23 protein-coding genes and 1 tRNA gene are annotated in these 23,306 nt (G+C 65.1%); 12 read left to right on the top strand and 12 right to left on the bottom strand.

All coding sequences use genetic code 11. From position 1 onward, the window contains the following. Positions 1-34: 34 nt before the first annotated feature. Positions 35-1,300 carry a patatin-like phospholipase family protein gene (locus DT603_RS01475; RefSeq protein WP_162348069.1) on the bottom strand — a complete coding sequence of 422 codons (1,266 nt, stop codon included), beginning with the start codon at positions 1,298-1,300 and terminating at the stop codon, positions 35-37. A gap of 130 nt (positions 1,301-1,430) precedes the next feature. Here DT603_RS01475 and DT603_RS01470 point away from each other — a divergent pair, with 130 nt between their 5' ends. Continuing rightward, complete coding sequence (locus tag DT603_RS01470) at positions 1,431-2,144, top strand: DUF8198 family protein (RefSeq protein WP_162348068.1); 714 nt, start codon at positions 1,431-1,433, stop codon at positions 2,142-2,144. 30 nt (positions 2,145-2,174) lie between these two features. On the opposite strand, the gene DT603_RS01465 is transcribed toward DT603_RS01470, so the two are convergent. Then, positions 2,175-2,450, bottom strand: coding sequence for a polyhydroxyalkanoic acid system family protein (locus tag DT603_RS01465; RefSeq protein WP_162348067.1), 276 nt, complete (start codon positions 2,448-2,450; stop codon positions 2,175-2,177). 68 nt (positions 2,451-2,518) lie between these two features. Between DT603_RS01465 and DT603_RS01460 the strand changes: the two genes are divergently transcribed. Continuing rightward, positions 2,519-3,340, top strand: coding sequence for an FHA domain-containing protein (locus DT603_RS01460; RefSeq protein WP_211368227.1), 822 nt, complete (start codon positions 2,519-2,521; stop codon positions 3,338-3,340). Here DT603_RS01460 and msrQ read toward each other — a convergent pair. Continuing rightward, positions 3,303-3,938, bottom strand: coding sequence for a protein-methionine-sulfoxide reductase heme-binding subunit MsrQ (gene msrQ, locus DT603_RS01455; protein WP_162348066.1), 636 nt, complete (start codon positions 3,936-3,938; stop codon positions 3,303-3,305). The two genes, DT603_RS01460 and msrQ, sit on opposite strands and share 38 nt — an antisense overlap. Before the next feature lie 100 nt (positions 3,939-4,038). After that, positions 4,039-5,007 carry a protein-methionine-sulfoxide reductase catalytic subunit MsrP gene (gene msrP, locus DT603_RS01450; protein ID WP_162348065.1) on the bottom strand — a complete coding sequence of 323 codons (969 nt, stop codon included), beginning with the start codon at positions 5,005-5,007 and terminating at the stop codon, positions 4,039-4,041. A gap of 182 nt (positions 5,008-5,189) precedes the next feature. Here msrP and serC point away from each other — a divergent pair, with 182 nt between their 5' ends. From serC to aroA, 3 genes are all read left to right on the top strand, one after another. Continuing rightward, positions 5,190-6,275, top strand: a complete 1,086-nt coding sequence (gene serC / locus DT603_RS01445; protein ID WP_162348064.1) for a phosphoserine transaminase — start codon at positions 5,190-5,192, stop codon at positions 6,273-6,275. A 129-nt stretch (positions 6,276-6,404) separates the two neighbouring features. Next, positions 6,405-7,565: a prephenate dehydratase gene (gene pheA / locus DT603_RS01440; RefSeq protein WP_162348063.1), complete on the top strand. Its 1,161-nt coding sequence runs from the start codon at positions 6,405-6,407 to the stop codon at positions 7,563-7,565. A gap of 3 nt (positions 7,566-7,568) precedes the next feature. Continuing rightward, complete coding sequence (gene aroA, locus DT603_RS01435; protein WP_162348062.1) at positions 7,569-8,882, top strand: 3-phosphoshikimate 1-carboxyvinyltransferase; 1,314 nt, start codon at positions 7,569-7,571, stop codon at positions 8,880-8,882. Here aroA and DT603_RS01430 read toward each other — a convergent pair. Continuing rightward, on the bottom strand, positions 8,869-9,438 hold the full coding sequence (locus DT603_RS01430) for an energy transducer TonB (protein ID WP_162348061.1): 570 nt from the start codon (positions 9,436-9,438) through the stop codon (positions 8,869-8,871). The two genes, aroA and DT603_RS01430, sit on opposite strands and share 14 nt — an antisense overlap. A 120-nt stretch (positions 9,439-9,558) precedes the next feature. Further along, complete coding sequence (locus tag DT603_RS01425; protein ID WP_162348060.1) at positions 9,559-10,224, bottom strand: energy transducer TonB; 666 nt, start codon at positions 10,222-10,224, stop codon at positions 9,559-9,561. 113 nt (positions 10,225-10,337) lie between these two features. Here DT603_RS01425 and serS point away from each other — a divergent pair, with 113 nt between their 5' ends. Further along, positions 10,338-11,618: a serine--tRNA ligase gene (serS, locus tag DT603_RS01420; RefSeq protein ID WP_162348059.1), complete on the top strand. Its 1,281-nt coding sequence runs from the start codon at positions 10,338-10,340 to the stop codon at positions 11,616-11,618. A 115-nt stretch (positions 11,619-11,733) separates the two neighbouring features. Here the strand turns inward: serS and DT603_RS01415 are convergent, their stop codons facing one another. Further along, positions 11,734-12,312 carry an FMN-dependent NADH-azoreductase gene (locus DT603_RS01415; protein WP_162348058.1) on the bottom strand — a complete coding sequence of 193 codons (579 nt, stop codon included), beginning with the start codon at positions 12,310-12,312 and terminating at the stop codon, positions 11,734-11,736. 114 nt (positions 12,313-12,426) lie between these two features. On the opposite strand from DT603_RS01415, the gene DT603_RS01410 reads away from it, so the two are divergent. The 3 genes from DT603_RS01410 to DT603_RS01400 all read left to right on the top strand — a co-directional run bounded on the left by DT603_RS01410 (position 12,427) and on the right by DT603_RS01400 (position 14,539). After that, positions 12,427-13,413 carry a LysR family transcriptional regulator gene (locus tag DT603_RS01410; RefSeq protein WP_162348057.1) on the top strand — a complete coding sequence of 329 codons (987 nt, stop codon included), beginning with the start codon at positions 12,427-12,429 and terminating at the stop codon, positions 13,411-13,413. A gap of 67 nt (positions 13,414-13,480) precedes the next feature. Continuing rightward, a tRNA-Ser gene (locus DT603_RS01405) sits at positions 13,481-13,570 on the top strand. A gap of 324 nt (positions 13,571-13,894) precedes the next feature. Beyond that, positions 13,895-14,539, top strand: coding sequence for a response regulator (locus tag DT603_RS01400; protein ID WP_162348056.1), 645 nt, complete (start codon positions 13,895-13,897; stop codon positions 14,537-14,539). 21 nt (positions 14,540-14,560) lie between these two features. Here DT603_RS01400 and DT603_RS01395 read toward each other — a convergent pair whose 3' ends face one another. After that, positions 14,561-17,737 (bottom strand): Rne/Rng family ribonuclease, encoded by a 3,177-nt coding sequence (locus tag DT603_RS01395; protein WP_162348055.1) that lies wholly within the window; start codon positions 17,735-17,737, stop codon positions 14,561-14,563. Between the two features lie 415 nt (positions 17,738-18,152). Here DT603_RS01395 and DT603_RS01390 point away from each other — a divergent pair, with 415 nt between their 5' ends. Continuing rightward, positions 18,153-19,133 (top strand): RluA family pseudouridine synthase, encoded by a 981-nt coding sequence (locus tag DT603_RS01390; protein WP_162348054.1) that lies wholly within the window; start codon positions 18,153-18,155, stop codon positions 19,131-19,133. A gap of 98 nt (positions 19,134-19,231) precedes the next feature. Here DT603_RS01390 and DT603_RS01385 read toward each other — a convergent pair whose 3' ends face one another. Together DT603_RS01385 and DT603_RS01380 are read right to left on the bottom strand one after the other, a co-directional pair. Then, positions 19,232-19,663 (bottom strand): energy transducer TonB, encoded by a 432-nt coding sequence (locus DT603_RS01385; protein ID WP_246191516.1) that lies wholly within the window; start codon positions 19,661-19,663, stop codon positions 19,232-19,234. A gap of 34 nt (positions 19,664-19,697) precedes the next feature. Beyond that, positions 19,698-20,039, bottom strand: a complete 342-nt coding sequence (locus tag DT603_RS01380) for a 4a-hydroxytetrahydrobiopterin dehydratase (protein WP_162348053.1) — start codon at positions 20,037-20,039, stop codon at positions 19,698-19,700. Between the two features lie 94 nt (positions 20,040-20,133). On the opposite strand from DT603_RS01380, the gene DT603_RS01375 reads away from it, so the two are divergent. Together DT603_RS01375 and DT603_RS01370 are read left to right on the top strand one after the other, a co-directional pair. Beyond that, positions 20,134-20,730, top strand: a complete 597-nt coding sequence (locus tag DT603_RS01375; RefSeq protein WP_162348052.1) for an NfuA family Fe-S biogenesis protein — start codon at positions 20,134-20,136, stop codon at positions 20,728-20,730. Positions 20,731-20,743: 13 nt separating this feature from the next. Continuing rightward, on the top strand, positions 20,744-22,321 hold the full coding sequence (locus DT603_RS01370; RefSeq protein WP_162348051.1) for a hypothetical protein: 1,578 nt from the start codon (positions 20,744-20,746) through the stop codon (positions 22,319-22,321). A gap of 72 nt (positions 22,322-22,393) precedes the next feature. On the opposite strand, the gene DT603_RS01365 is transcribed toward DT603_RS01370, so the two are convergent. After that, the gene (locus DT603_RS01365; RefSeq protein WP_162348050.1) at positions 22,394-22,840 is read right to left on the bottom strand and encodes a c-type cytochrome; all 447 of its coding nucleotides are present in this window, start codon (positions 22,838-22,840) and stop codon (positions 22,394-22,396) included. A 7-nt stretch (positions 22,841-22,847) separates the two neighbouring features. Continuing rightward, positions 22,848-23,291, bottom strand: a complete 444-nt coding sequence (locus DT603_RS01360; protein ID WP_162348342.1) for a c-type cytochrome — start codon at positions 23,289-23,291, stop codon at positions 22,848-22,850. Between the last annotated feature and the right edge of the window lie 15 nt (positions 23,292-23,306).

The following is a 23,306-nucleotide window of genomic DNA, read 5'->3' as shown; positions in this document are numbered from 1 at the left end:
TCACACCACCTGCGAGGGTGGCCGTGCGCCAGGCTCAGGCGCTGGAGCGCAACCGGCGCGTCCCGGGTGCAGCGCGGCGCTTGGCCACGACCCTGTCCACGTCATCCAGGGCCCGTCGCAGTCGCGCCGTGGTTTCGGTCATGCGCGGCACCACGTCCAGGCCATCCAGCAATGACCGGTGGCGGTCGTTGACGATTTCCTTGCGCATCGCGATGCCATGGGCGGCCAGCATCGGGCCCAGTACATCGGCACGCTTGCGCAGGTCGGCCATCGTGTTGCGGTAGGCGAGCTCGCAGACGCGGTGGCGTGCGGAAAAGCTGAACAGGTTGGTGAAGAACAGCTCGCTGTCTTCGGCGTTCGGCTCGAATACCAGCTGGTCGATGTTGGGGTACTGGTGCGGATACTTCTCCATGCCGATCTGCATGCGCGATTGCAACAGGGTGCGCAGCGTCTGCGACAGGACGGCGGGCAGGCCACCGCCGACCAATCCAATACGTTCCTCTTCCCCGGCCTGCGGCGCGGCTTGGCTGGCATCGAATGGCACCAGCGGGTTTATGCCTATCATCAGGTCGATGCCGCGCTCGAGCACCGTCGAGGCATGCATGGTGCGCCGCAGGGCGCCGTCCAGGAAGTGGCGGCCATTGATTTCCACCGGCGAATACAGGCCGGGCAGCGCAGAGCTTGCCTGCACGGCCTGCGAGATGGGTACGCCGTCCCAGCCCTTCTCGCCGAAGCGCACGGCTTCGCCGGTATCCAGGTCCACCGCCACTACGAACAGGTCGGCGCCCAGCGTACGGAAGTCGTTGCTGCGGCCCCGGCGGGTGAAGATATCACGCAGGAAACCCTCCACGCCCGCGCTGTCGAACAGACCCGTCGGCACCAGGCCACCGAACCGCAGGATGAGGTCTGAAAGTCGAGTCGCCTTGCGGGGATTGAGTAACAGGCGGCGCGCCCAGTCCGCGTAGAGGCCAGGCAAGGTGGCGGCCCGGCTGAGGTATTCAGACAGGTTGGGTTTGAGGAAAATGTCGGGGCGGAATTCAGCGTCGTCGCTGGTGCCGGTGATGAAGATGCGGCACATCTCGGCGGTGCTCATGCGGTTGGCAAGGCCGGCTGCAAGGAAGGCGCCGGAACTGACGCCGACGTAACAATCCATGCGGGTCAGGTCCAGTCCATCCAGGGCCTCGTCCATGGCGCGCAATGCGCCCAGTTCGTACATCCCGCCGATCGGGCCACCGCCCGCGATGGCGAGGCCGACACGACCCCGGGAGCCGCGTTTGCGGGCACTGTGTAGTGAAAGCATGTGCATCCGGTTGCGAAAAACTGCCCAGAGTGTAGCCGAGAAGCAGGAGGCCCCGTAAGGTCATCCGGCGAGTCCGCGAATTGCGCAATTGCGCTTGCGGATGCAGGCCCCGCACACGATCATTGAGCGCATGGCGCGTGCAAATCCACACATCGAAAGGCTGGGGCGCCGGCTGGCTTCCCATCAGGCGCTGCACGACCCCAAGCTGGAACCCCGCAACCAGTTGCGTTGGCTGCCTCTGCTGCGCAGTTGGCAGACCAGGCGCCTGGAACGCAGTTTCGAGCATTTCCTGCACGATCCGCAGCGTCGTGCAGCGGCGGTATTCTTCGTCACCGACGTCTATGGCGACCGCGATTTCAGCAAGCGCGATGCCAACGTGGCCAAGGTGTTGCCGATGATGCAGCGGTTGCTGCCAGCGGCAGTGCTGGGCACGGTTGCCGACGGCATCGAGCTCGGTGCCCTGACCCATGCGCTGGACCTGCGCATGGCGACGGAACTGCAGCGCATTGCACCCACGCGCAAGCGACTGGATGACGCCCTGTATGCCAAGGCCTACCGCCTTGTGGGCCATGAGCGCCTGCGCCAGCACCAGATCGACCTGATAGCCGGGGTGGGCGTGGGCCTGGCCAACGCGGTGCGCACGCCTGGCGTGGCCCTGCTGTTGCGGTTGTCGCGCGGCCCGGCCAAGGCCAGCGGTCTTGGGGAATTGCAGGGTTTCCTGGAGCGTGGCTTCGAAGCTTTTTCAGCGCTCGGCGACGGCAAGGCCTTCGTGGCCGATATCGAGAAGTCGGAACGCGTGGTCGCAAGGCGCCTGTTCGCAGGTGATCCCGACCCCTTCCGCTAGCCAGCGGCTGCCGGGGAAATGCAGACGCGCTCAGTCGAACTTTTCGCCCAGCACCCTCTTTATTTCAGACTCGATGGAATCCTTGAGGAATGACAGCATGAAGCCGAGCTGCGCCGTGACATGCAGGCTCTTGGGCGAGAGTTTGATCTTGCCGTCCACGCCGGAACGCTTGAAGTGCAGGGTGTCGCCTTCCCACTCATGATGGAATTCGAAGCGTTCGGACAGCTTCTTGGCTACGCCGTCGACGGCCTTGCGTGCCTGGGCCGGCGTTTTGGTATGCGGGTGGCGGATATCGATACTGGGCATGCAGGGGTTCCTTCTGTACTGGCTCTATTGTGCGGATGCCGGGCCGCGAGTCCAAGCCGCAGCGCGACATGCTAGTCTCGCGCCGCGTGGAAAACCTAAGACTACATTTCGGCAACAGGCAGCAACCCGATCGCGTGCTGGTCACGGGCGTGCACCGCGTGGTGCGTGAGGCCAGCGGCCTGCTGGGTGTCGGCGACGGTGCGCAAGGCGCGCTGCTTGCCCAGTTCTGCATGGACCGTCGCGGCCTCTGGCTGCAGGTGCCTACCGGCAGCCGCGGCATCCATGTCAACGGCCGGCCCGTGCAGCGCATGGCCATGCTGCGTGCGGGCGACACCGTTTACCTTGATGGCGCTGAAATACTCGTGCAGGCATCCCATCACGGCGTGGACGTGCTGCCGAAGGGCGAGCCAGGCGATGCGACCGATCCGCGCATCGTCCTGCGTGGAGTGGGTGGCAAATACCATGGTCGCAGCTTTACGCTTCTCGAGCCGTGCCTGGTGGGCCGTTCGGCGGCATCGGCCATCCGCATCGACGACCCGGTTTTCGCCGAGCGCCATGCCCAGCTGGAACGCCGCGGCGACCGCGTCCTGCTGCGCGACCTGGGATCGGCCACCGGCAGCATGGTGAACGGCACCGCCGTGCGCGATGCCTTGCTCGCGGCAGGTGACCAGGTCGCCTTCGACAGCCAGCATCGCTTCGTGCTTGAAGTGCCCTGGCAGGAAGCGGCAGGCGACGCGCGGGAATTCACCGAGGATAGAATTGCCGACGGCCGCGGCGAGTCGGAGCCAGCCAAGGGCAGGCATTCGATCCGGCGTTGGCCCTGGCTGTTGCTGGCTGCCCTGTTCCTGGGCGCTACGCTGAGCGCGTTGCTGCTGTTCGGCGCACGCTGAAGGCTTTCCAGGCACGCCAGCCGAGCAGCACTGCGAGGATCGCCGCATACAGCGCCGGTTCGCGGATGTCCGACTTCACCAGCCACCAGAAGTGAAGTACGGCCAGTATGCCGATGGCGTAGACCAGCTTGTGCAGGCGTGCCCAGTTGCGGCCCAGGCGCCTGATCCAGCCCTTGGTCGAGGTGACGGCCAGTGGCAGCAGCAGCAGCCACGCGCTGAAGCCGACGGTGATATAGGGCCGTTTCACGATCTCCTCGAAGATCTGGGCCCAGTACCCACGCAGATCCAGACCCAGGTAAGCCGCGAAATGCAGGCAGGCGTAGAAGAAGGCATACAGGCCGAGCATGCGCCTGAACCGGACCAGGACCGGCTGGCCGCTGAGCTGGCGCAGCGGAGTGATGGCCAGTGTGATCATCAACAACCGTAGCGCCCACAGGCCGGTGCGATGCTCGATTGCCGCGATCGGGTCGGCGCCCAGCGCGTCGCTGCCGTGCTTCCAGACATCGTAGAACTGGCAGGCCAGGATGCTGGCGGGCAGCAGGGCCAGCAGATGCACCAATGTTTTTGCCGCGATGAGGCCGCTCGAAGTTCGTGCCATGGGGTTCCGTCGTTGGAGCTGGATGGATTGTGGTAACGGCACTGCGGGTGCAGAGCAAACCGGCCCGCGCAGGGCGGAGGCGCTTGCTACGGGCCCGTATTCAGTACCACTTCTTCAGGTCCAGTCCGGCGTACATGGAAGCGACCTGGGCCGCGTAACCGTTGAAGGGCAGGGTGGGGATTCGGTTGGCGAACAGCTTGCTGGCGTCACCGGCAATGCGGCGCTCGGTTTTCTGGCTCCAGCGGGGATGATCAACGGCAGGATTGACGTTGGAGAAGAAGCCGTACTCGGAGGGTTGCAGGTCGTGCCAGGCGGTTTCCGGCATCTTTTCGACGAACTTGATCTCGACGATCGACTTGATGCTCTTGAACCCGTATTTCCACGGCACCACCAGCCGCAGTGGCGCGCCGTTCTGCTGCGGCAACGGCTTGCCGTACAACCCGGTCGCCAGCAACGTGAGTGGATGCATGGCTTCGTCGATGCGCAGGCCTTCGCGATAAGGCCAGTTGATCGAGCTGTAGCGGATACCGGGCATCTGCTTGGGATCGGCAAGCGTGGTGAAGGCGACGTACTTGGCCTTGGAGGTAGGTGCGAATCTCTTCAGCACTTCGCCCAACGGCACGCCCAGCCACGGAATCACCATCGACCAGCCTTCGACGCAGCGCAGGCGGTAGATGCGCTCCTCCGGGGTCAGGCCCTTGATCAGATCGTCCAGCGCGATGCGGCCGGGCTTGGCGCATTCGCCACTGACTGCGATCGACCAAGGCCGGGTCCGCAATGTCTTGGCCGCGGACGAAGGGTCGGTCTTGCCGGTCCCGAACTCGTAGAAGTTGTTGTAGCTGGTGACATCGGCGTACCGGGTCAGCGCCTCGCTGGTGCGGAACCCCGAGCGGGCCTGTGCGGGCGTGACCACGGTCCGGGGCGGCGGCGGTGGCTCGGCATCGGCGCAGCCCGCCAGGGTCAGGGCGGGCGCTATGGCGAACGCCTGCAACAGGGTGCGACGCCCTTGATAGACCGATTCCTCGGTGATCTGGCGTGCAGGAATCTTCAATGCATCGCGAAGTGACATGGTCGTTCCTCGGGGTGGCGACAACTATAGAACCAGGCGGGCAGCCAAGGGTTCCCGCAGCCGGTCTTCAGCACAGCACAAGTTACGTTTGAAACCAGTGCAGGGATGCAGTCAGCCGCATCGCGACCGGTTGCCGCGCTGCTGCGCTGCGGCATACTAGGCTCCCCGTTTGCAGGCCTCCCATGACGCGCCTTTTCAATTTCAGTGCCGGTCCCGCCACCCTGCCCGAATCGGTCCTGCTCCAGGCCCAGGCGGAAATGCTGGACTGGAACGGCGTCGGTGCTTCGATCGTGGAGATCAGCCACCGCAGCGCGGATTTCATCGCCGTTGCCGCCCAGGCCGAAGCCGACCTGCGCAGCCTGATCGGGATCCCGGACGATTACGCAGTGCTGTTCCTGTCCGGTGGCGCCACCACCCAACAGGCGCTGCTGGCCCTGAACTTCGCCGCCCCGGGCCAGGCGGTCGATTACGTGGTCACCGGTCACTGGGGCAAGACTGCGATCAAGCAGGTAAGCCCGTACGTGCACGTCCATATCGCGGCTAACGGGGAGCCTGGTGGTTTCCACGATATTCCGGCGAGGGACAGCTGGACGCTGACGCCCGATGCGGCCTACGTGCATATCACCGCCAATGAAACCATCCATGGCGTTGAGTTCCGCGACGCCCCCGTGGTGGGGGATGTCCCGCTGTTTGCGGACTTCAGTTCCAGCATCGCCTCCGAGCCGGTCGATGTGTCGAAATACGGCGTGATCTACGCAGGGGCACAAAAGAACCTGGGGCCGGTCGGGGTGGCCGTGGTCATCATCCGCCGCGACCTGCTGGAACGGAGCGGCCAGCCGCGAGCCGACATCTTCGACTACCGCTCGCACGCCGCGCGCGATTCCATGCTCAATACGCCACCCACCTGGAACTGGTACCTGGCAGGGCTGGTGTTCAAGTGGATGCTGGCCGAGGGCGGCGTCGATGAATTCGCCCGCCGCAACGCGACCAAATCCAGGCTGGTCTATGAGGCCATCGATTCCTCAGGCGGCTTCTATCGCAACGACGTGGTTCCGCAGGCGCGTTCGCGCATGAACATTCCCTACTTTCTTCCCGACGAAACCTTGACGGCACGCTTCGTCGCCGAATCGAAGGCAGCCGGCCTGCTGGCGCTGAAGGGCCACAAGGCGGTGGGCGGCCTGCGTGCTTCGCTCTACAACGCGCTGCCGGTGCAGGCGGCGCAGGCATTGGTCGACTTCATGCGCGACTTCCAGCAGCGCAACGGGTAGAAATGTCCTGACTCCAATGACCGGGGCATGAAGGAGCGACGCCCGTCGCCATGTCCCGGGAGCTTCATCGCGATTCGCATTGCTCCTGCATGAATTGCAGCCGTCAACCGCCGTACAAAGAGAGAATCCATGGTCGACAAATCCACGAAGCCGGCGAAGAAAGCTGCAAAGCCCACCGCCCGGAAGATCCCAAAAGCCGCCGTGGCGGCGGCTCCTGTGCTCTCGGACGTGCGCGCCCACATCGACGGCATCGACCGTCAGATCCAGGGCCTGATCGCCGACCGTGCCGCCTATGCACTGCAGGTGGGCAAGGCCAAGGGCAAGCTCGCCGCCGCGGTCGACTACTACCGTCCCGAACGCGAGGCACAGGTGCTGCGCATGGTCGTGGACCGCAATGAAGGTCCACTCAGCGATGAAGTGCTGGTGCACGTGTTCCGCGAGATCATGTCGGCTTGCCTGGCCCAGCAGGAGCCGCTCAAGGTCGGCTTCCTGGGTCCCGAAGGCACCTTCAGCCAGCAGGCGGTGATGAAGCACTTCGGTCGCTCCGCGCATGGCCTTCCGCTGGCGAGCATCGAGGAAGTGTTCCAGGAAGTGGAGTCCGGCAATGCCGACTTCGGCGTGGTCCCGGTGGAAAACTCGGGGCAGGGCACCATCCAGGTGACCCTGGACATGTTCCTCACTTCCAACCTCAAGATCTGTGGCGAAGTCGAGCTGCGCGTGCACCAGTACCTGCTGTCGCGCACCGGTCGCATCGAGGACATAGAACGCATCTACTCGCACCCGCAATCATTCGCGCAGACCTCGTCGTGGCTGCGCTCCCACCTGCCGAAGGTCGAGAAGATCCCGGTTTCCAGCAATGCCGAAGGCGCGCGCCGCGCGCGCAATTCCGATGACGCGGCGGCCATCGCGGGCGAAAGCGCGGGCCATGTCTACGGCCTCAAGAAAGTCATCATGTCCTCGATCCAGGATGACGCGGACAACACCACCCGCTTCCTGGTGATCGGGCGCAGCATCTTCCCGACCTCCGGCCATGACCGCACCTCGGTGCTGGTCTTCATCCACGACAAACCGGGCGCGCTGTTCGATGTGCTGAGCCCGTTTGCAAGGCACGGCATCAGCATGAACCGCATCGAATCGCGACCCTCGCACAACGCCAAGTGGGAATACGGGTTCTTCATCGACCTGGCCGGCCACATCGAGGACGAATCGATGAAGAAAGCGCTGGCCGAACTGAAGGCGCATTCTGCCCAGATCAAGATCCTGGGTTCCTATCCCGTGGCGGTGCCCTGAGCAATGGGCGGGCAGCAGGACTGGATCGTTTCCCCCGGCACGGCGCTTCGGGGCGAGGCCGGGATTCCCGGCGACAAATCGGTTTCGCATCGCGCGGTCATGTTCGCCGCATTGGCTGACGGGGTTTCCCGCATTGACGGCTTCCTGGAAGGCGAGGATACCCGCGCCACGGCAGGGATCTTTTCGCAGCTGGGCGTGCGCTTCGAAACGCCGTCGCCGTCGCAACGCATCGTCCATGGCGTGGGCGTGGATGGGCTGCGCGCGCCGCAGGGTCCGCTGGACTGCGGCAACGCCGGCACCGGCATGCGCCTGCTGGCGGGCCTGCTGTGCGCGCAGCCGTTCGACACGGTGCTGGTAGGGGACGCATCGTTGTCCAGGCGTCCGATGCGCCGGGTGATCGATCCGCTGTCGCGGATGGGTGCGAGCATCGAGTCGGCCCCGGGTGGCATGCCGCCGCTGCGGATCCAGGGGCGGCAGATGCTGCGGGGAATGGACTACACGCTGGAAGTGGCCAGCGCCCAGGTGAAATCAGCGATCCTCCTGGCCGGCCTGTATGCGCGCGGGGAAACCGTGGTTCGCGAACCGCATCCCACGCGCGACTACACCGAGCGGATGCTGTCGGCATTGGGCGTGGATATTGAGTTCTCGCCGGGCTACGCACGCCTGCAGGGCGGCCAGCGCCTGCGCGCGACAGATATCGCGGTGCCCGCCGATTTTTCCTCGGCGGCCTTCTTCCTGGTGGCGGCCAGCATCGTCCCCGGATCCGAATTGCGCCTGCATGCAGTGGGATTGAATCCACGTCGGACAGGATTGCTGGTCGCGTTACGTGCGATGGGCGCGGACATCACCGAGGAGAACCGCAGCGAGCATGGTGGTGAGCCGGTCGCCGACCTGGTGGTGCGCCACGCACCCCTGCATGGCATCGAGGTCCCGGTCGAAATCGTGCCGGACATGATCGACGAGTTCCCGGCCTTGTTCGTGGCGGCGGCGGCGGCCGAGGGCGTCACGGTGGTGCGCGGCGCGGCCGAGTTGCGGGTCAAGGAATCGGATCGACTGGCATCCATGTCGGCGGGCCTGCGGACCTTGGGCATCGACGTTGAGGAGACGGCCGATGGCGCCTCCCTCCATGGCGGCAATATTGGCGCCGGATCGGTGGAGAGCCACGGCGACCATCGCATCGCCATGGCATTCAGCGTGGCTGCCCAGGTTGCATCGGGCCCGGTGCGGGTAGGCGACGTAGCCAACGTCGCTACCTCGTTCCCGGGGTACGACGCGCTTGCCAGGCGCGTCGGTTTCGGAGCCTTTACTCGCTCTTGAATTCGACCGGCAGGATCACGGCGCCGGCCACGGCCTTGCCATTCTTCATTGCCGGTTCGAAACGCCATTTGCGCGCCGCATCGAGCACCGCGCGATCCAGGTCGCGGCTGCGTTCGCCGCTGCGTTCCACCACCTTCACATCGGTAGGGGTACCGGTAGCGTCGACTTCGATCCGCACGCTGACGCTGCCCTCGACGCCCGAGCGCAAGGCCTGGCCCGGATACTTCGGCTGTTGGTTGCTCGCAAGCGGGGAAGGATCGCGGGTGACGGCGGGCGTCGGCTTCGGCTTTGCTTGCGGTTTGACCGCGGCAGGCCTGTCGGCACGGACCGCAGGTGCGCTGGCGGTATCGTCCGCTATCACGGGCGTTTCGGTGGCCGCGGGCGCCGGCGGGGGCACGACCGATGTTTGCCTGCTGTACCACCACAGTCCCAGGGACACCAGCGCGACGAGCAGCAGGATCCAGACCAGCGCGGTGCTGCTTCGCGGCGGTGCAACCACCGGCGCGTCGGGATCGACTCGGTTGTAGCCAGGCTCATTAGGATTCGGTGTTGACATGGTTGATCTCCCTGAACAAGTGGATGAACAGGGACGAGTCTTGCATGCGGGATCGTTGCGTCGGCGTCATGGCGACGTGAAGGCCACGCCTTGTCCACGCCTTATGCGCGGATCAAGGCGCTATTCGTCGGCCCTGAAATCAACCGGAATCACCAGGCTGCCGGCCACCGCCTTGCCATCCCGCTGTGCAGGCTGGAAGCGCCAGCCGCGTACCGCTTCCATGGCCGCGCGATCCAGGTCCCGTGAGCCGCTGCGCTGGACCAACGCCACCCCCGCCGGCATGCCGGAGGCATCGACTTCCACACGCACCATGACCGTGCCGCTCTCTCCGCGCCTCAGGGCACCCGCTGGGTATCTGGGTGCAGGCATCGCCCCGCGCAAGGGCACCGGCTGGTCGCCGGCAGCCAGCGGGGTAGCGCCTGGCGCATCGGATTCGGCTGTCGCCGGAGCCTGCGTCGGTGCCGGCAGCTCTTCATCGATGGATGCCGGCATTTCCTGCGAGGGCGCTGCCTCGACCAGCTGTGGGCGTTCGGTTGCCGTTGGCCCTGCATCGGGCATGTCGCTGGCACCCGCGCTGCCGGCCAAGGGCTCCGGCAGTGCTTCGAGTTGTCCGGTGGGCTTGCCTGTTGCGGTGGGCTCGACCTTGTAGAAGGCCTGGTCGCGGCCCATCCACCACACGACCACGAACAGCAACAGGCCTATGCCGAAGGCGAAGCCGGCGATGCGCAAGGCGCTGCGTGGCAGGCGGAAGGTGTAGTCGTGGTCTGGCGGGTTGGAAGCAGGCATGACAGGTCCGGGTCGATTCCCTGTGATTCTGACATGGGCAGCTGTCCTGGACGAGGCAAGTACCTGCATTACAGGCGATAATTGCGCGTCGATTTTTCCATGAAAGCCATTCCATGCTCGATCCCGCCCTGCTCCGCGCCAACCCTGCCGAACTGGCCCAACGGCTCGAGGCCACGCGTGGCTACCTGCTGGATGTCGCCGCCATCGAATCCCTGGAGTCATCGCGCAAGCAGATCCAGGCGCGCACCCAGGAACTGCAGAACCTGCGCAATACGCGCTCCAAGGCAATCGGCCAGGCCAAGGCAAAGGGTGAGGATGTGTCGGCGTTGATGGCCGAAGTCGCTGCTTTCGGCGACGAACTCAAGGTTTCCGAAATAGAGCTTGAGCGGATCCGGGGCGAGATCGAGGCCATTGCGCTGGGCATTCCCAACCTGCCGCACGAAAGTGTGCCGCCGGGCAGTGACGAGGCCGGCAACGTCGAACAGCATCGCTGGGGCGCGCCACGGGTTTTCGATTTCAGCGCCAGGGACCATGTCGAACTGGGCGCACGCCACGGCTGGCTGGATGGCGATGCCGGCGCGAAGCTTTCCGGCGCCCGCTTCACGGTATTGCGTGGCCAGTTGGCCAGGCTGCACCGGGCCCTTGCGCAGTTCATGCTGGACCTGCACAGCAACGAGCACGGCTACGAGGAAACCAACGTGCCGTTGATCGTCAATCCCGATTCCATGCGTGGCACCGGGCAATTGCCCAAGTTCGAAGAGGACCTGTTCTCCACCCTGGTCGGCGAATCGAAGCGCTACCTGATCCCGACTTCCGAAGTGCCCCTGACCAACATCATCCGCGACGAAATCGTCGAGGACGGCAAGTTGCCGTTGCGCATGACCTCGCACTCGATGTGCTTCCGCGCCGAAGCCGGCAGCCATGGCCGCGATACCCGCGGCATGATCCGCCAGCACCAGTTCGAGAAGGTGGAAATGGTGTCGGTGTCGCGCCCGCTGGAAAGCGACGCCGAGCACGAGCGCATGACCCGCTGCGCCGAGGTGGTGCTGGAAAAGCTGGGGCTTCCCTACAGGCGCATGCTGCTGTGTACCGGTGACATGGGCTTTTCGGCTACCAAGACCTACGACCTGGAAGTGTGGCTGCCGTCGCAGGAGACCTACCGGGAGATTTCCTCGTGTTCCAATTGCGGCGATTTCCAGGCGCGTCGCATGCAGGCGCGCTGGCGTAACCCGGCCACCGGCAAGCCCGAACCCGTGCATACGCTCAATGGTTCCGGCGTGGCGGTGGGCCGTTGCATGATCGCGGTGATGGAGAACTACCAGAACGCCGACGGCTCGATTGCCGTACCCGAGGCCCTGCGCCGGTACATGGGCGGCATTGACGTCATCGCCTGAGAAAGAAAGGTCCGCCTGGCGGGCCCGGTCCTGAAAAAAAGGACCCGTTGGCCCGCTCAATTCTAAAAAAAGGCCCGCGTGGCGGGCCCAATGGGGAACTGCATTTTTGCTGCTGTCATGCAGCCAAACGCGTTGGCTCGGGAATTGAGGCCAAGGCGGCTGCGATCGCGTCAGTGCGGTGCTGCGGTGAGTACGCCACCCCCTCGGCGCGCACGAAGTCGATGTCGGTGACGCCCAGGAACCCGAATACCTGGCGCAGGTAGGCTTCCTGGAAATCGGTAGGTGCACCGGTATGCAGTCCGCCCCGGCCGCTGGCGATGATGAGGTGCTTGCCCTTGGCCAGGCCTTCCGGCCCGTTTTCCGTATAGCGGAAGGTCTTGCCTGCCACCGCGATGCGGTCAATCCACGCCTTCAGGGTGGAAGGCACGGAGAAGTTGTACATCGGCGCACCGATCACCAGCACGTCGGCGGCCAGGAACTGCTCCAGCACGCGGGCCGCATCGGCCTTTTCCGCCGGATCGGACTGGGCCAGCGACTGGCCGGTCAGGTGGGGCAGGGGGTTGGTATCCAGGTCGCGGTATTCCACTTCCAGGCGCGGGAGTTTGTCCTGCCAACGGGCTACGATGGCGGCGCTCAGCTCGCGGGTTACGGAAGCAGTGCCCAGGGCGCTGGAGTCGAGATGCAGGAGTTTCATGGAATGTCCATCTGGCGAGGCGGGTTATCCGCGTTGGAGGCCAAGTTAGACTGTTGCTTCCATGGAATAAAGATGCTTGAATGCCATTAATTGTTCTACATATGGAATAAAAGTATGCAGGATCTCAACGACCTCTATTACTTCGCCATGGTGGTGGACCACGGCGGCTTCGCTGCGGCGGAGCGCGCGCTGGGCATTCCCAAGTCGCGTCTCAGCCGGCGTATCAGCCAGCTGGAAACCGACATGGGCGTGCGCCTGCTGCAGCGTTCCACCCGGCGCTTTGCGGTGACCGACGTGGGAATGAGCGTGCACCGTCATGCCCAGACCATGCTTGCCGAGGCGCAGGCCGCGCGGGAGGTGGTGGATCGCCTCAGTGCAGAACCGCGCGGCGTGGTCCGGGTCAGCGTTCCGGTTGAAGTGGCGCAGACCCAGCTGCCGAAGATACTGCCGGCCTTCCTCGACAAATATCCGAAAGTCCGACTGCAGCTGCATATCAGCAACCGTCGCGTGGACCTGATAAACGAAGGCTACGACGTGGCCCTGCGGGTGCGGTCCAAGCTCGATGACGACGGTAGCCTGGTGATGCGCAGCTTCGGCCAGATCCGCCAGCTGATGGTTGCCAGCCCGCAGTACCTGTCCCGCGCCGGACGCCCCAAGAGCCCCGAAGAGTTGGCCGAGCACGTGACCCTCAGCACCAGCGAGGACGAGGCACGCCAGCGCTGGGAACTGCATGGGCCCGATGGCGAAGTGCGGCGCGTGGATATCCAGCCACGCCTGTCCGGATTTGATTTCCCGCTGCTGCAGTCGATGGCGCGCGGTGGCTTCGGCATCACCCTGCTGCCAGAAACCGTATGCGCGGAACTCGTGCGCAAGGGCGAGCTGGAGGTTGTGCTGCCGGAATGGACGCTGCCCCAGGGCATCTGCCACGCGGTTTTTGCTTCCCGCCGCGGCATGTTGCCGGCGGTGCGGGTGTTCATCGATTTTCTCGCCGAGCACCTTCCCGCGCAGATCGAAGGTTCGCGGCTGGATTGTGGCGGCAAGTGCGAAGAGCCTGAGCAGGCCGCGCCAGCAGCACAGGCAAAGGTCCGCAAGGCATCGTAGTCACGACCACGCCGTTCATGGGAAAATATGGCGCGGCCAGTCGCTGGCCCGCGTGCTCCGCAGTAACGGAGAGATGGCCGAGTGGTTTAAGGCAGCAGTCTTGAAAACTGCCGTAGGTGTGAGCCTACCGTGGGTTCGAATCCCACTCTCTCCGCCATTCCAGTTCGCTCATCGTCGTCGACGCGCGAGCCAGCGGTCTTTCCACCAGCCGCTGCCCATTCGCATATCTCCGCTCGCATGTCGCAAGGCTTGGCGTGCTGCCTGTATCCAGCCGGCAGGCGTAATAGGCTTTGTGCTGGGACGCAGTCGAATAGTGCACGTGCTGTATGGGTTTTGGTTACCTCTGGAGTCTTGCCACCAGTAGTAGCTGCAACCAGCCCCCTTTGCCGCAAAAAACCCTTGAAAACACGCCGATTGACTTGCCTAGGCCTTGCCAGGGAGGCTAGGCTCGGCGCTTGGAGTGGCATAAGGGGAATCAAGGATGATCCGCGTATACCTGATCGAAGACCATGCACTGGTCCGCACCGGGATGAAAATGATCCTGGCTGACGAGTTTGATATTCAAATCGTGGGCGACACCGACAATGGCGGCGACGCCTTGCGCGAAGTGAGGGAGCTGCAGCCGGACGTGGTGTTGTGCGACCTGCACCTGCCGGGCATGAGTGGCCTGGAGATCACCGAGCGGATCACACGCAGCGATCTTGAGGCCAGGGTGATCATCGTGTCGGTACTGGAAGATGGACCCATGCCCAAGCGGTTGCTGGAAGCCGGGGCGTCCGGTTACCTGGGCAAGGCGGGGGATGCCAGCGAGTTGTTGCGGGCAGTACGTGAGGTCGCGCGTGGCGGCCGCTATCTGGGCAGCAATGTGGCCCAGTACATGGCCCTTGCCAACATCGATGGCACGGTTTCACCTTTCGATGACCTGACCCAACGCGAGGTGGAAGTAGCGATGTTGCTCATCCAGGGCCTTCGCCAGGAGGAAATCGCCAGACGCCTGAGCTTGAGTGCCAAGACCATCAATACCCACAAATCCAAGCTGTTCCGGAAGGTGGGCATCTACGACAGCATCGCACTGGCGCGTCTGGCCACGCAGTACGGATTGCTGGACCCCGCGCGTCCGATCTGACGGACGCGCGGAGCGGCAGCATCAGGCGCCGCGTTCGCCGCCCTGGTTCTTGCCTTCTTCGATCGGCTCGTCGTTGCCCGCAAGCAGCGCCGGGTCCGGCTTGGGCTCTTCGGCCTCTGCATCCGGCATGGAGGCAGCCTGCACGATGGGCGGCATCGGTTCGAACAGATGACGGGTCACCGAGGAAGGCGTGTCGGCATCGGCGGTGAAGAAAAGCGAGCCGGTATTGCCGACAGCAGGCCGGGCAGGTGCAGGCTTCGCCGGTTCCACTGCTTTCCTTGGCGGCGCTGCGGTTGCTTCCGCGACCTGTTCCGCGACGGGCTGCGTTGCGACCACGGCGGCTTCGGCAGGGGCCGGCGCGGTGTCGACAACGTTGAAGCTTTCAACCGTATCGCTTTTCAGGATGTCCTGCGCCAGCACTTCGGCGTCCGCGCGATGCGCTTCCACCAGCAGATCGGCAGGTGCTGAAACCAATTGCTGCGCCTGGACTGGCAGCTCTGGTTCCATGGTGACGGGAGCAGCACCGGACACGGCAACCGATGCTGCCTCAGGCTCCGCTACGACCGCCGGCACGGGCCGGATCGGCGCGGCGGGGCGGGGCTGCTCAGCCTCGACCGGCGCGGTTACCGCGGTGGCAACAGCCGACTGCACTGCAACCTTCTGGACGGCCGGGGCCATGGTCGGCGACTCGTCATCGAAATCGAATTCCGGCTGCGAGCCATTGCCAACGATTGCCTGTGGCTGCTCGCCGTCGTTGAAATCGTCCGCACCATCGCCTTCCAGGCCTGCGCCTGCTTCACCTGCGCCGCGGCGCCTGCGTCGGCCACCCCTGCGGCCACGACGGCGACGACCGGTGCCGTCGCCCGCTTCGGCTTCGGCGGTATCGGTTTCGTTCGAGTCATTGGCAGCTGCCACCAGCACATCTCCCGGTTGGCTTTCGGGCTGGGCAAAAGATTCAGCGGTTTCGCGCGTGGTGATGTCGCTTGCCGGCTTATCGGCCGGCACAACGATCGCTGCGGTCGTGACCGCGCCCAGGGCGGGAACGGAATTGAGCTCGACAGCTTCCGTGCCCTCTTGCCTGGGTTGCCTCTGCGCTTCGCCATTGCGTGGCTGGCGCGGCGGCCGCCCGCTGGCGTTCTGGCCGCTTTCGTTCTGCGGCTTCGGCTGCCTGGGCTGGTTCTGCTGCCTGGGCTGCTGCGCCTGCTTGGGCGCTTGCGGCTCGGTGCGCGCTTTCTGCTGCTGTCCTGCCTGTGCGGTGGCCGGCGCGGCGTTCTGCGGCTTCGGGCCGCGCTCGTCGCGGCGCTGGCCGGCGCTGCCGCCACGGCCCTGGCCTTGCGACTGCCCGCCGCGGCCGCCATCGCGACCATCACGGCGCTGGCCGCTGTTGCGATCATTGCCACGGTCGGTGCGCTGGCGATCGTTGCGCTGGCGTGTCTGCTCGGCGAGGGATTGGCTTCCGTCTTCTGCAGCGGAGCCTCCGAATACGCGCTTCAACCAGCCGACCACGCCTGTTGCCGCGGGAGCCGCCACAACCGGTGCTACTGCGGTCACGACCGCTGCGGGTACCGCGACTTCCTCGCGTTCTTCGCGAATCGGCGCCGGCTGGCTGTGCTTCACGTGGGTCACGGCAGGCGCGGGGATGTTGAGCTGCGCCTTGGTCAGTGCATGCACCGGCAGCTTGCGCGGGGTATTGCGCTGGTAGCTGGGCCTGGCCGTCTCTTCACCCAGTTCGTTCTCGCGCACGCGGGTCACTTCGTAGTGGGGCGTGTGCAGGGCTTCGTCGGCGACGATGATGATCGGCGCGTCGTGGCGCTTCTCGATCTCGCGCAGCGCGCCACGCTTTTCATTGAGCAGGAAGTTGGCGATTTCCACCGGGGCCTGGACCAGCACCTGCCCGGTGTTCTCCTTCATCGCATGCTCTTCGGCTACGCGGATGATCGAAAGCGACAGCGACTCGATGCTGCGCATGCGGCCGTGGCCTTCGCATTGCGGGCAGACGATCTGGCTGGATTCGCCCAGTGAGGGACGCAGGCGCTGGCGGCTCATTTCCATCAGGCCGAAGCGCGAGATGCGGCCGATCTGCACGCGCGCGCGGTCGTACTTGAGCGCGTTCTGCAGGCGGTTTTCGACATCACGCTGGTGCTTGCTGCTGGACATGTCGATGAAGTCGATGACCACCAGGCCGCCCAGGTCGCGCAGGCGCAGCTGGCGGGCCACTTCGTCGGCCGCTTCCATGTTGGTCTGGAAGGCGGTGTCCTCGATGTCGCTGCCCTTGGTCGAGCGCGAGGAGTTCACGTCGATCGCGGTCAGCGCTTCGGTCTGGTCCACCACGATCGAGCCGCCGGATGGCAGGCGCACGTTGCGCTCGTAGGCGCCTTCGATCTGTGACTCGATCTGGAAGCGGTTGAACAGCGGGATATCGTCGGTGTAGTGCTTGAGCTTGCGCAGGTTGTGCGGCATCACCTGCTCCATGAATTCCTTGGCGGTTTCATAGAGTTCAGGCGTATCGACGAGGATCTCGCCGACATCCGAACGCAGGTAGTCGCGCAGGGCGCGCACGATCAGGCGCGACTCCTGGTAGATCAGGAACGGCGCGGGCTTGCTCAGCGCGGCCTCGGCGACCGAGCGCCAGACCTGCAGCAGGTAGTCCAGGTCCCATTGCAGTTCTTCGGCATCGCGGCCGACGCCGGCGGTGCGGATGATCACGCCCATGTCTTCGGGAATGGCCAGCGCGTCCATGGCCTTCTTCAGCTCGGCGCGGTCATCGCCTTCGATCCGGCGCGAGACGCCGCCGGCGGTGGGCGAGTTCGGCATCAGCACCATGTAGCGGCCGGCCAGCGAGATGAACGTGGTCAGGGCGGCGCCCTTGTTGCCGCGCTCGTCCTTGTCGACCTGCACGACGACTTCCTGGCCTTCGCGCAGGAGTTCCTTCAGGCCGGCCTTGTTGTGGTCGACGCCTGCCTGGAAATAGTCGCGGGAGATTTCCTTCAGCGGCAGGAAGCCATGGCGTTCGCCGCCATATTCGACGAAGGCCGCTTCCAGGGAAGGCTCGAGCCGGGTGATACGGCCCTTGTAGATATTGGACTTTTTCTGTTCTTTGGACGGTTGTTCGATATCGATGTCGTACAGGTTCTGTCCGTCAACGATGGCGACGCGCAGTTCTTCTTCCTGCGTCGCATTGATCAGCATGCGTTTCATGTGTGCGTTCCTCGCGCGCTGCTACCGCGCGGAACACCGTGGGTTTCGCAATCTGGACACTGATCACCGCCCCTCGCGCAGGCGCGATGAGGCAGGGGTTGGTTTCCAGCGCTGCAACACCACGGCAGGCCGCGGGAGCGCTTTGGTTCAATAAAATATGTTGCGGGCCGGAGGCTGCTCGGGAAACCCTTGCGCCTCACGGGACATGTTCAGCTACCGACGTGTGACACGCCGGGCGATGTCCGGATTCGCCGACCAGCCGCGGTAACATTGGCTGCCCCGAGGGCAGTGGTTACGCATCTTGCCGGAATCGCGGGAAGCTGGGCTTCTGGCCCGCAGCATCACGAAGATGCTGGTTAACTTCCTGCGAAATCAAACCCTTATCTCGCTCCCCGAGTGTATCAGATAAAGCCGCATGACCGAACAGCCCCCCGCAAGCAGGCCCGATGGGGCCACCAAGACCGCCGTTCGCACCATCAAGGTGCCTGAAGACCGTGAGGGCCAACGCCTCGACAATTTCCTGCTGGGACAACTCAAGGGGGCGCCTCGCAGCCTGGTCTACAAGCTGGTGCGCAGTGGCCAGGTCAGGATCAATGGTGGCCGGGCCAAGGCCGATCGCAAGCTGGAGGCGGGCGACGAGGTCAGGATTCCGCCGGTCAGTCTCAGTGATCCGGAAGAAAAGGCAGCGCCGCCGCTGGGGTTCCTGCAGCGGCTGGAGGCGGCGATCGTGTTCGAGGATGCGCGCCTGCTGGTGCTGAACAAGCCGACCGGCGTCGCCAGTCATGGGGGCAGCGGCATCAGCCACGGGGCCATCGAGACCCTGAGGGCCCTGCGTCCCAACATGAGTCTGGAACTGGTGCACCGCCTTGACCGCGACACGTCGGGCCTGCTGATCGTGGCCAAGAAGCGTTCGGCGCTGACCGAACTGCAGGCGCTGATGCGTGAGGAAGGCGGCACGGGCATCCGCAAGCGTTACCTGACCCTGCTGGTCGGCCGGATGCCGGACGGCGTGATGAGCGTCGATGCACCGCTGCATGTGGGCCTGCGCCAGGGTGGCGAGCGCCATGTGCAGGTCAATGCGATCGGCAAGGAGTCAGTGAGCCACTTCAAGGTGCTGGAACGTCGGGGCGGCCATTCCTATTGCGAAGTCCGTATCGAAACCGGCCGCACCCACCAGATCCGCGTGCATGCGCAACACATCGGCCATGCGGTGGCCGGTGACGACAAATACGGCGATGCGGAGGTCAACAAGCGCCTGCGCGAACAGGTGGGACTGAAGCGCCTGTTCCTGCATGCGGCCTCGCTGGAGTTCGCCCTGGACAGCGGCAAGGCGCCGTACTTGCTCAACGCCCCATTGGCCGATGACCTTGCATCCGCGCTGGATCGACTGGCCTGACGTTTTTTTTAGCCGAGCTTGCCGGCTGCCCAGCTTTACTTTCCCGGCGACCTTGTTGAAGGCGGCCGAGCTTGCTCGGCTCTACAGATACAGCAGGTCTAGCGCCGTTCGTCCAGCTTGAAGCACTCATTGGGCCTTTCTGCCGGCGGAGTGAACTTCACGGGCACCTGGATGGATTGCGAGACCGGTTGGCCGTTACGCGTGGCGGCCTCGAATATCCAGGTGGGAACCACCTTCTCCGCGGCGGCATCCAGCGCGGATTGGCCGCTGCTGCCGATCAGGACGACTTCCACCGGCTTGCCTTCCACTCCCACCAGCACTTTCAGGGTGCTGACCCCGCCAATCCCTGCGCAGAGCAACTCCATGGGATATTCGGGCTTGGGTGTCTGCACGGCAGCCACCATGGTGGAGGGAATGTAGGCAGCCTCCGGCTCGCTTTTTCCGCAGGCCGTCACAAGCACCAGTGCACTGAGCGCGACCGCCGCCGGACGTGACAGGCTGAAGTGGCTGGCAAGTTTGTCCATGCTCATGGGTCTCCGGATGGCGAAGTGGAGGCGGCTGCGCTCATGCAGCCAGCAGGTCGGCCTTGGCCGCGCAGATGAAATCATTTTCGCTCAGTCCGCCAACGTCGTGGGTGGAGTAACGCACTACCGCACGGTCGTAATGGACGCCCAGGTCGGGATGGTGGTCCTCGGCATGGGCAATGTAGGCAAGGGCGTTCACGAAGGCCATGGTCTGGTAGTAATTGTCGAAACGGTACGTCCTGCAGATCGCGCGGCCTTCCTCGACAAGATCCCAGCCAGGCACCTCAAGGATCAGCTCCGCGACCCGGGCCTGGGTGAGTTTGTGCTCGCTGCCCTTGAGGGACAGGCAGTGCGCCTGGGCCAGGGGAATGAGGTCGGACATGGTGTTTTCCTTGGTCGGCGGCAGGCTGAACGTACCACCCCCGCCGTTATGTGCTCGAATGAACGTCTAACAGGCTGATCGCTAGAATACCGCCATGATCCATCTCTCAGACACCGCCCAGACCCATTTCCGCAAGTTGATCGAACGCGAGGCGCTACCCGGCCTGGGCGTGAGGCTCAGTGCGGTGGATCCTGGCACCGCGCGCGCCGATGCGCGTCTTGAATTCGCCGAGCCCCGTGACCTGGCGGGCGATGAGTGGGCCGTCGACTGCGATGGGTTCACCGTCTACGTCGATGCCAACAGCGTAGCGTGGCTGGACGGTGCGGAGATCGATTATGTAACCCAGGCCACCGGCAGCCAGCTGACCATCAAGGCACCCAAGATCAAGGGCCAGGCGCCGGCCGAATCCGCTTCGCTGGTCGAGCGCGTGCGCTGGGTCGTCGAGAACGAGGTCAACCCGCAGCTGGCCCAGCACAAGGGTCGCGTGGCCGTGGAGCAGGTCAGCGCCGAAGGCGTGGTGCTGCTGCGTTTTGGTGGCGGCTGCAACGGCTGCGGCATGGCCGACGTGACCCTCAAGCAGGGCATCGAGAAGACCTTGATGGCCCGCGTTCCCGGCGTCACCGCGGTGCGTGACGTGACCGACCACGACACGGGCGACGCGCCCTATATTCCGCGCGACACCGCGGCCTGATTCCGCACCCCGGGTGACGAAAGCCGCCGACATCATCGCCGCGCTGCTTGCCGGCAAGCCTGCGCCCGTGGTCGAGCGCCATACCGGCATGCCGTATGGCTGGGCCCTGTGGCTGAAGGGGTTGCGGGAGCGTCTGGGCATCATCGAGCGCGAGCTGGCCGAGGGCATCGTCCAGCGCTTCGCGGACCGGCCCAGCACCGTTACCCCAAATTCCATGCCGCTCAACCGGTGGCAGGCATTCCGCTCGTTGTTCTACCAGGACTGGGGCCCGCCGCCGCGCGAGGAACGTGGCCTGCGCTGGTTCGCCGGCATGGTCAGCCTGCTCATGCATCTGTTGTTTGCGTTGCTGCTGGTGCTGTTCGCACTGGTCAACGTGGCGCCGCCGGCCGTTGAGGAAGACAGCAGCCGGGTGCAGGTGGAATTCATGGGCGAGGGCACTCCGGAGGAAGTCGGCGGCGGACCGCCGGCAACGCCTGCATCCGAACAGGCGTCCGCCTCCCCGGCCGCAACGTCGGTCGCCGAGTCACCCAGTTCCGCAGCCAGCGAACAGGTGTCGTCGGTGCCACAGGCCGAGGTCGAACAGCCCGCGCCGGTGACCGAACAGCAGAACCTGCAGGTGACCGAAGTGGCGGAACCGACCAGCGATTTCGTGCTTCCGCCCACCACCGCCCGCATCCCGCAGGTCGCACCTCCGCAGATCAGGCCGCGAGAACTGGGCGTTCCTACCCGCGAAGTCACGGTGGTCCTGCTGCCGCCTACCCAGTTGCGGGTGCCGCAACCCGAACTGGCCGTGCCACAGGCTTCACAAGTAACGCCCGAAGTCCGCCAGCGCGAAGTCGCCGCCCCCCTGCCGCAGATCCGCGCGGTGCAGGTGCCTGCACGTGACATCGCCGCGGCCGAGGTGCGGACCGCCACGCCCAGCGTGCGCCAGGCCGAGATTGCAGCGCCGAGTCGCGCCGCGGCGGCGGCCAGCAACACCAGCGCTGCCAACGCCAACGCCGCCAGCACGTCGAGTGCAGCCAACCCGGCGCCGTCGCAGCAAGGAACGCAAGCCGATGCCCGTTCCGCGGGTTCGGGTGCTGCCAGCGCGCGACCTGGCGCGGCGCCCGGCCCGGTACGTGGCGATGACTGGGGCGCATCCACCCGCAACGTCGCCGGTGCTGCCGATGGCAGTGGCCGCGGTGACAAACCGGGGCTGTTCAACAGCGACGGCAGCGTGCGCCTTCCCGGCAATGCCACGGGCAATGCCAGCAAGCCAGGTGCGCCGGGTTCCAAGCAGGCGCAGCGCGCCGATGCGGACCGGGCCAGCAAATGGCTGGAGCGCCCGGACTTTCCCTACGAACCGACCATGTTCGACAAATACTGGCGCCCCACCAACGAGAGCCTGCTGGCCGAATGGGTGCGCCGTGCGATCCGCGAGGTCGACATCCCCATTCCCGGCACCTCGAAGAAGGTGAAGTGCGTGGTGTCGGTGCTGCAGGCCGGCGGCGCCTGCAGCCTGTTCGATCCCAATCTCAACGACCAGCCGGCGACGGCGCGGCCGCCGCCGGACATCCCGGTGAAACGGAATCCGATACCGACCGACAGTTGATCACCGGTTGCAATCACAACCCAAAAAAACGGGGCCAGTCGGCCCCGTTTTCGATTGCCTGGTGAAAACCCGTCAGAGTCCGTGCAGGTCGCGAAGCTGGGACGGACGCGAGCCGAAGTAGGCCGCCAGGTCGGAAATCTCCTGGTCGGTCAGTGCGGCGGCCTGCGGGGTCATCAGCGCGTGCTGGCGATCGCCGGCACGGTAGTTCTGCAGGGCATGGGCCAGGTAGTCGCCGTACTGGCCGCCCAGCTTGGGATAGGTCGCGTCGATGGGCGCATTGCCTTCGGCGCCGTGGCAGTCGACGCAGCTCTGGCCGGTGGCCTTGCCCTTGGCGTTGGCAAGTTTCTCGCCCATCGCGATGCGGCCGTCGGGAAGGCCGGCCGAAGAGCTGGAACCATGTTCTCCGCTGGCGTGGCCGGGGTCTTCGGCGGCCACTTCGTTGTTCTGGGAGCAGGCGGCCAGGGCGAGGGCGGCGAGCAGGGCGATGGCTAGACGCGGGGCGTGCACGGCATTCGACATGGTTGGCTTACTTCACGGTAGAGAGATAGGCGGAGATATCGGCGATGTCCTGGGCAGAGAAACTCTGCGCCTGGGCCTGCATCGTCGGGTGCTTGCGATTGCCCTGCTTGTATTCGGTCAGTGCCTGGGTCAGGTAGGCGGCGGACTGGCCACCGATACGCGGGACGTGGAAGCTGGGATAGGCATTCTTGTAGCCCTCCACGCCGTGGCAGCCCTGGCAGGTATAGGCCAGGGTGCGTCCGGTCTGGGGGTTGCCCGTCGGGGCGGCGGCAACCGGGGCCGGCGCTGCGGCGGTGGCCGCTGCCGGGGTGGCCGCTGCAGCCGGAGTAGCGGGCGCGGCCTCGGCAGGCTTTGCCTCGGCAGGGGTTGCGGCAGGGGTTTGTGCCGTGACGGCGGCCACCGAAAGGGTGGCGGCCAAGGCAAGGCAAGCGGCGAGCGGAAGCGGTCGCATCATGTCGTAATCCGG

This window comes from Pseudoxanthomonas gei, assembly GCF_010119615.1.
Taxonomy (GTDB): Bacteria; Pseudomonadota; Gammaproteobacteria; order Xanthomonadales; family Xanthomonadaceae; genus Pseudoxanthomonas_A; species Pseudoxanthomonas_A gei.
The sequence above is the reverse complement of the archived record's forward strand: the minus strand, read 5'-3'. Positions and strand labels throughout refer to the sequence as shown.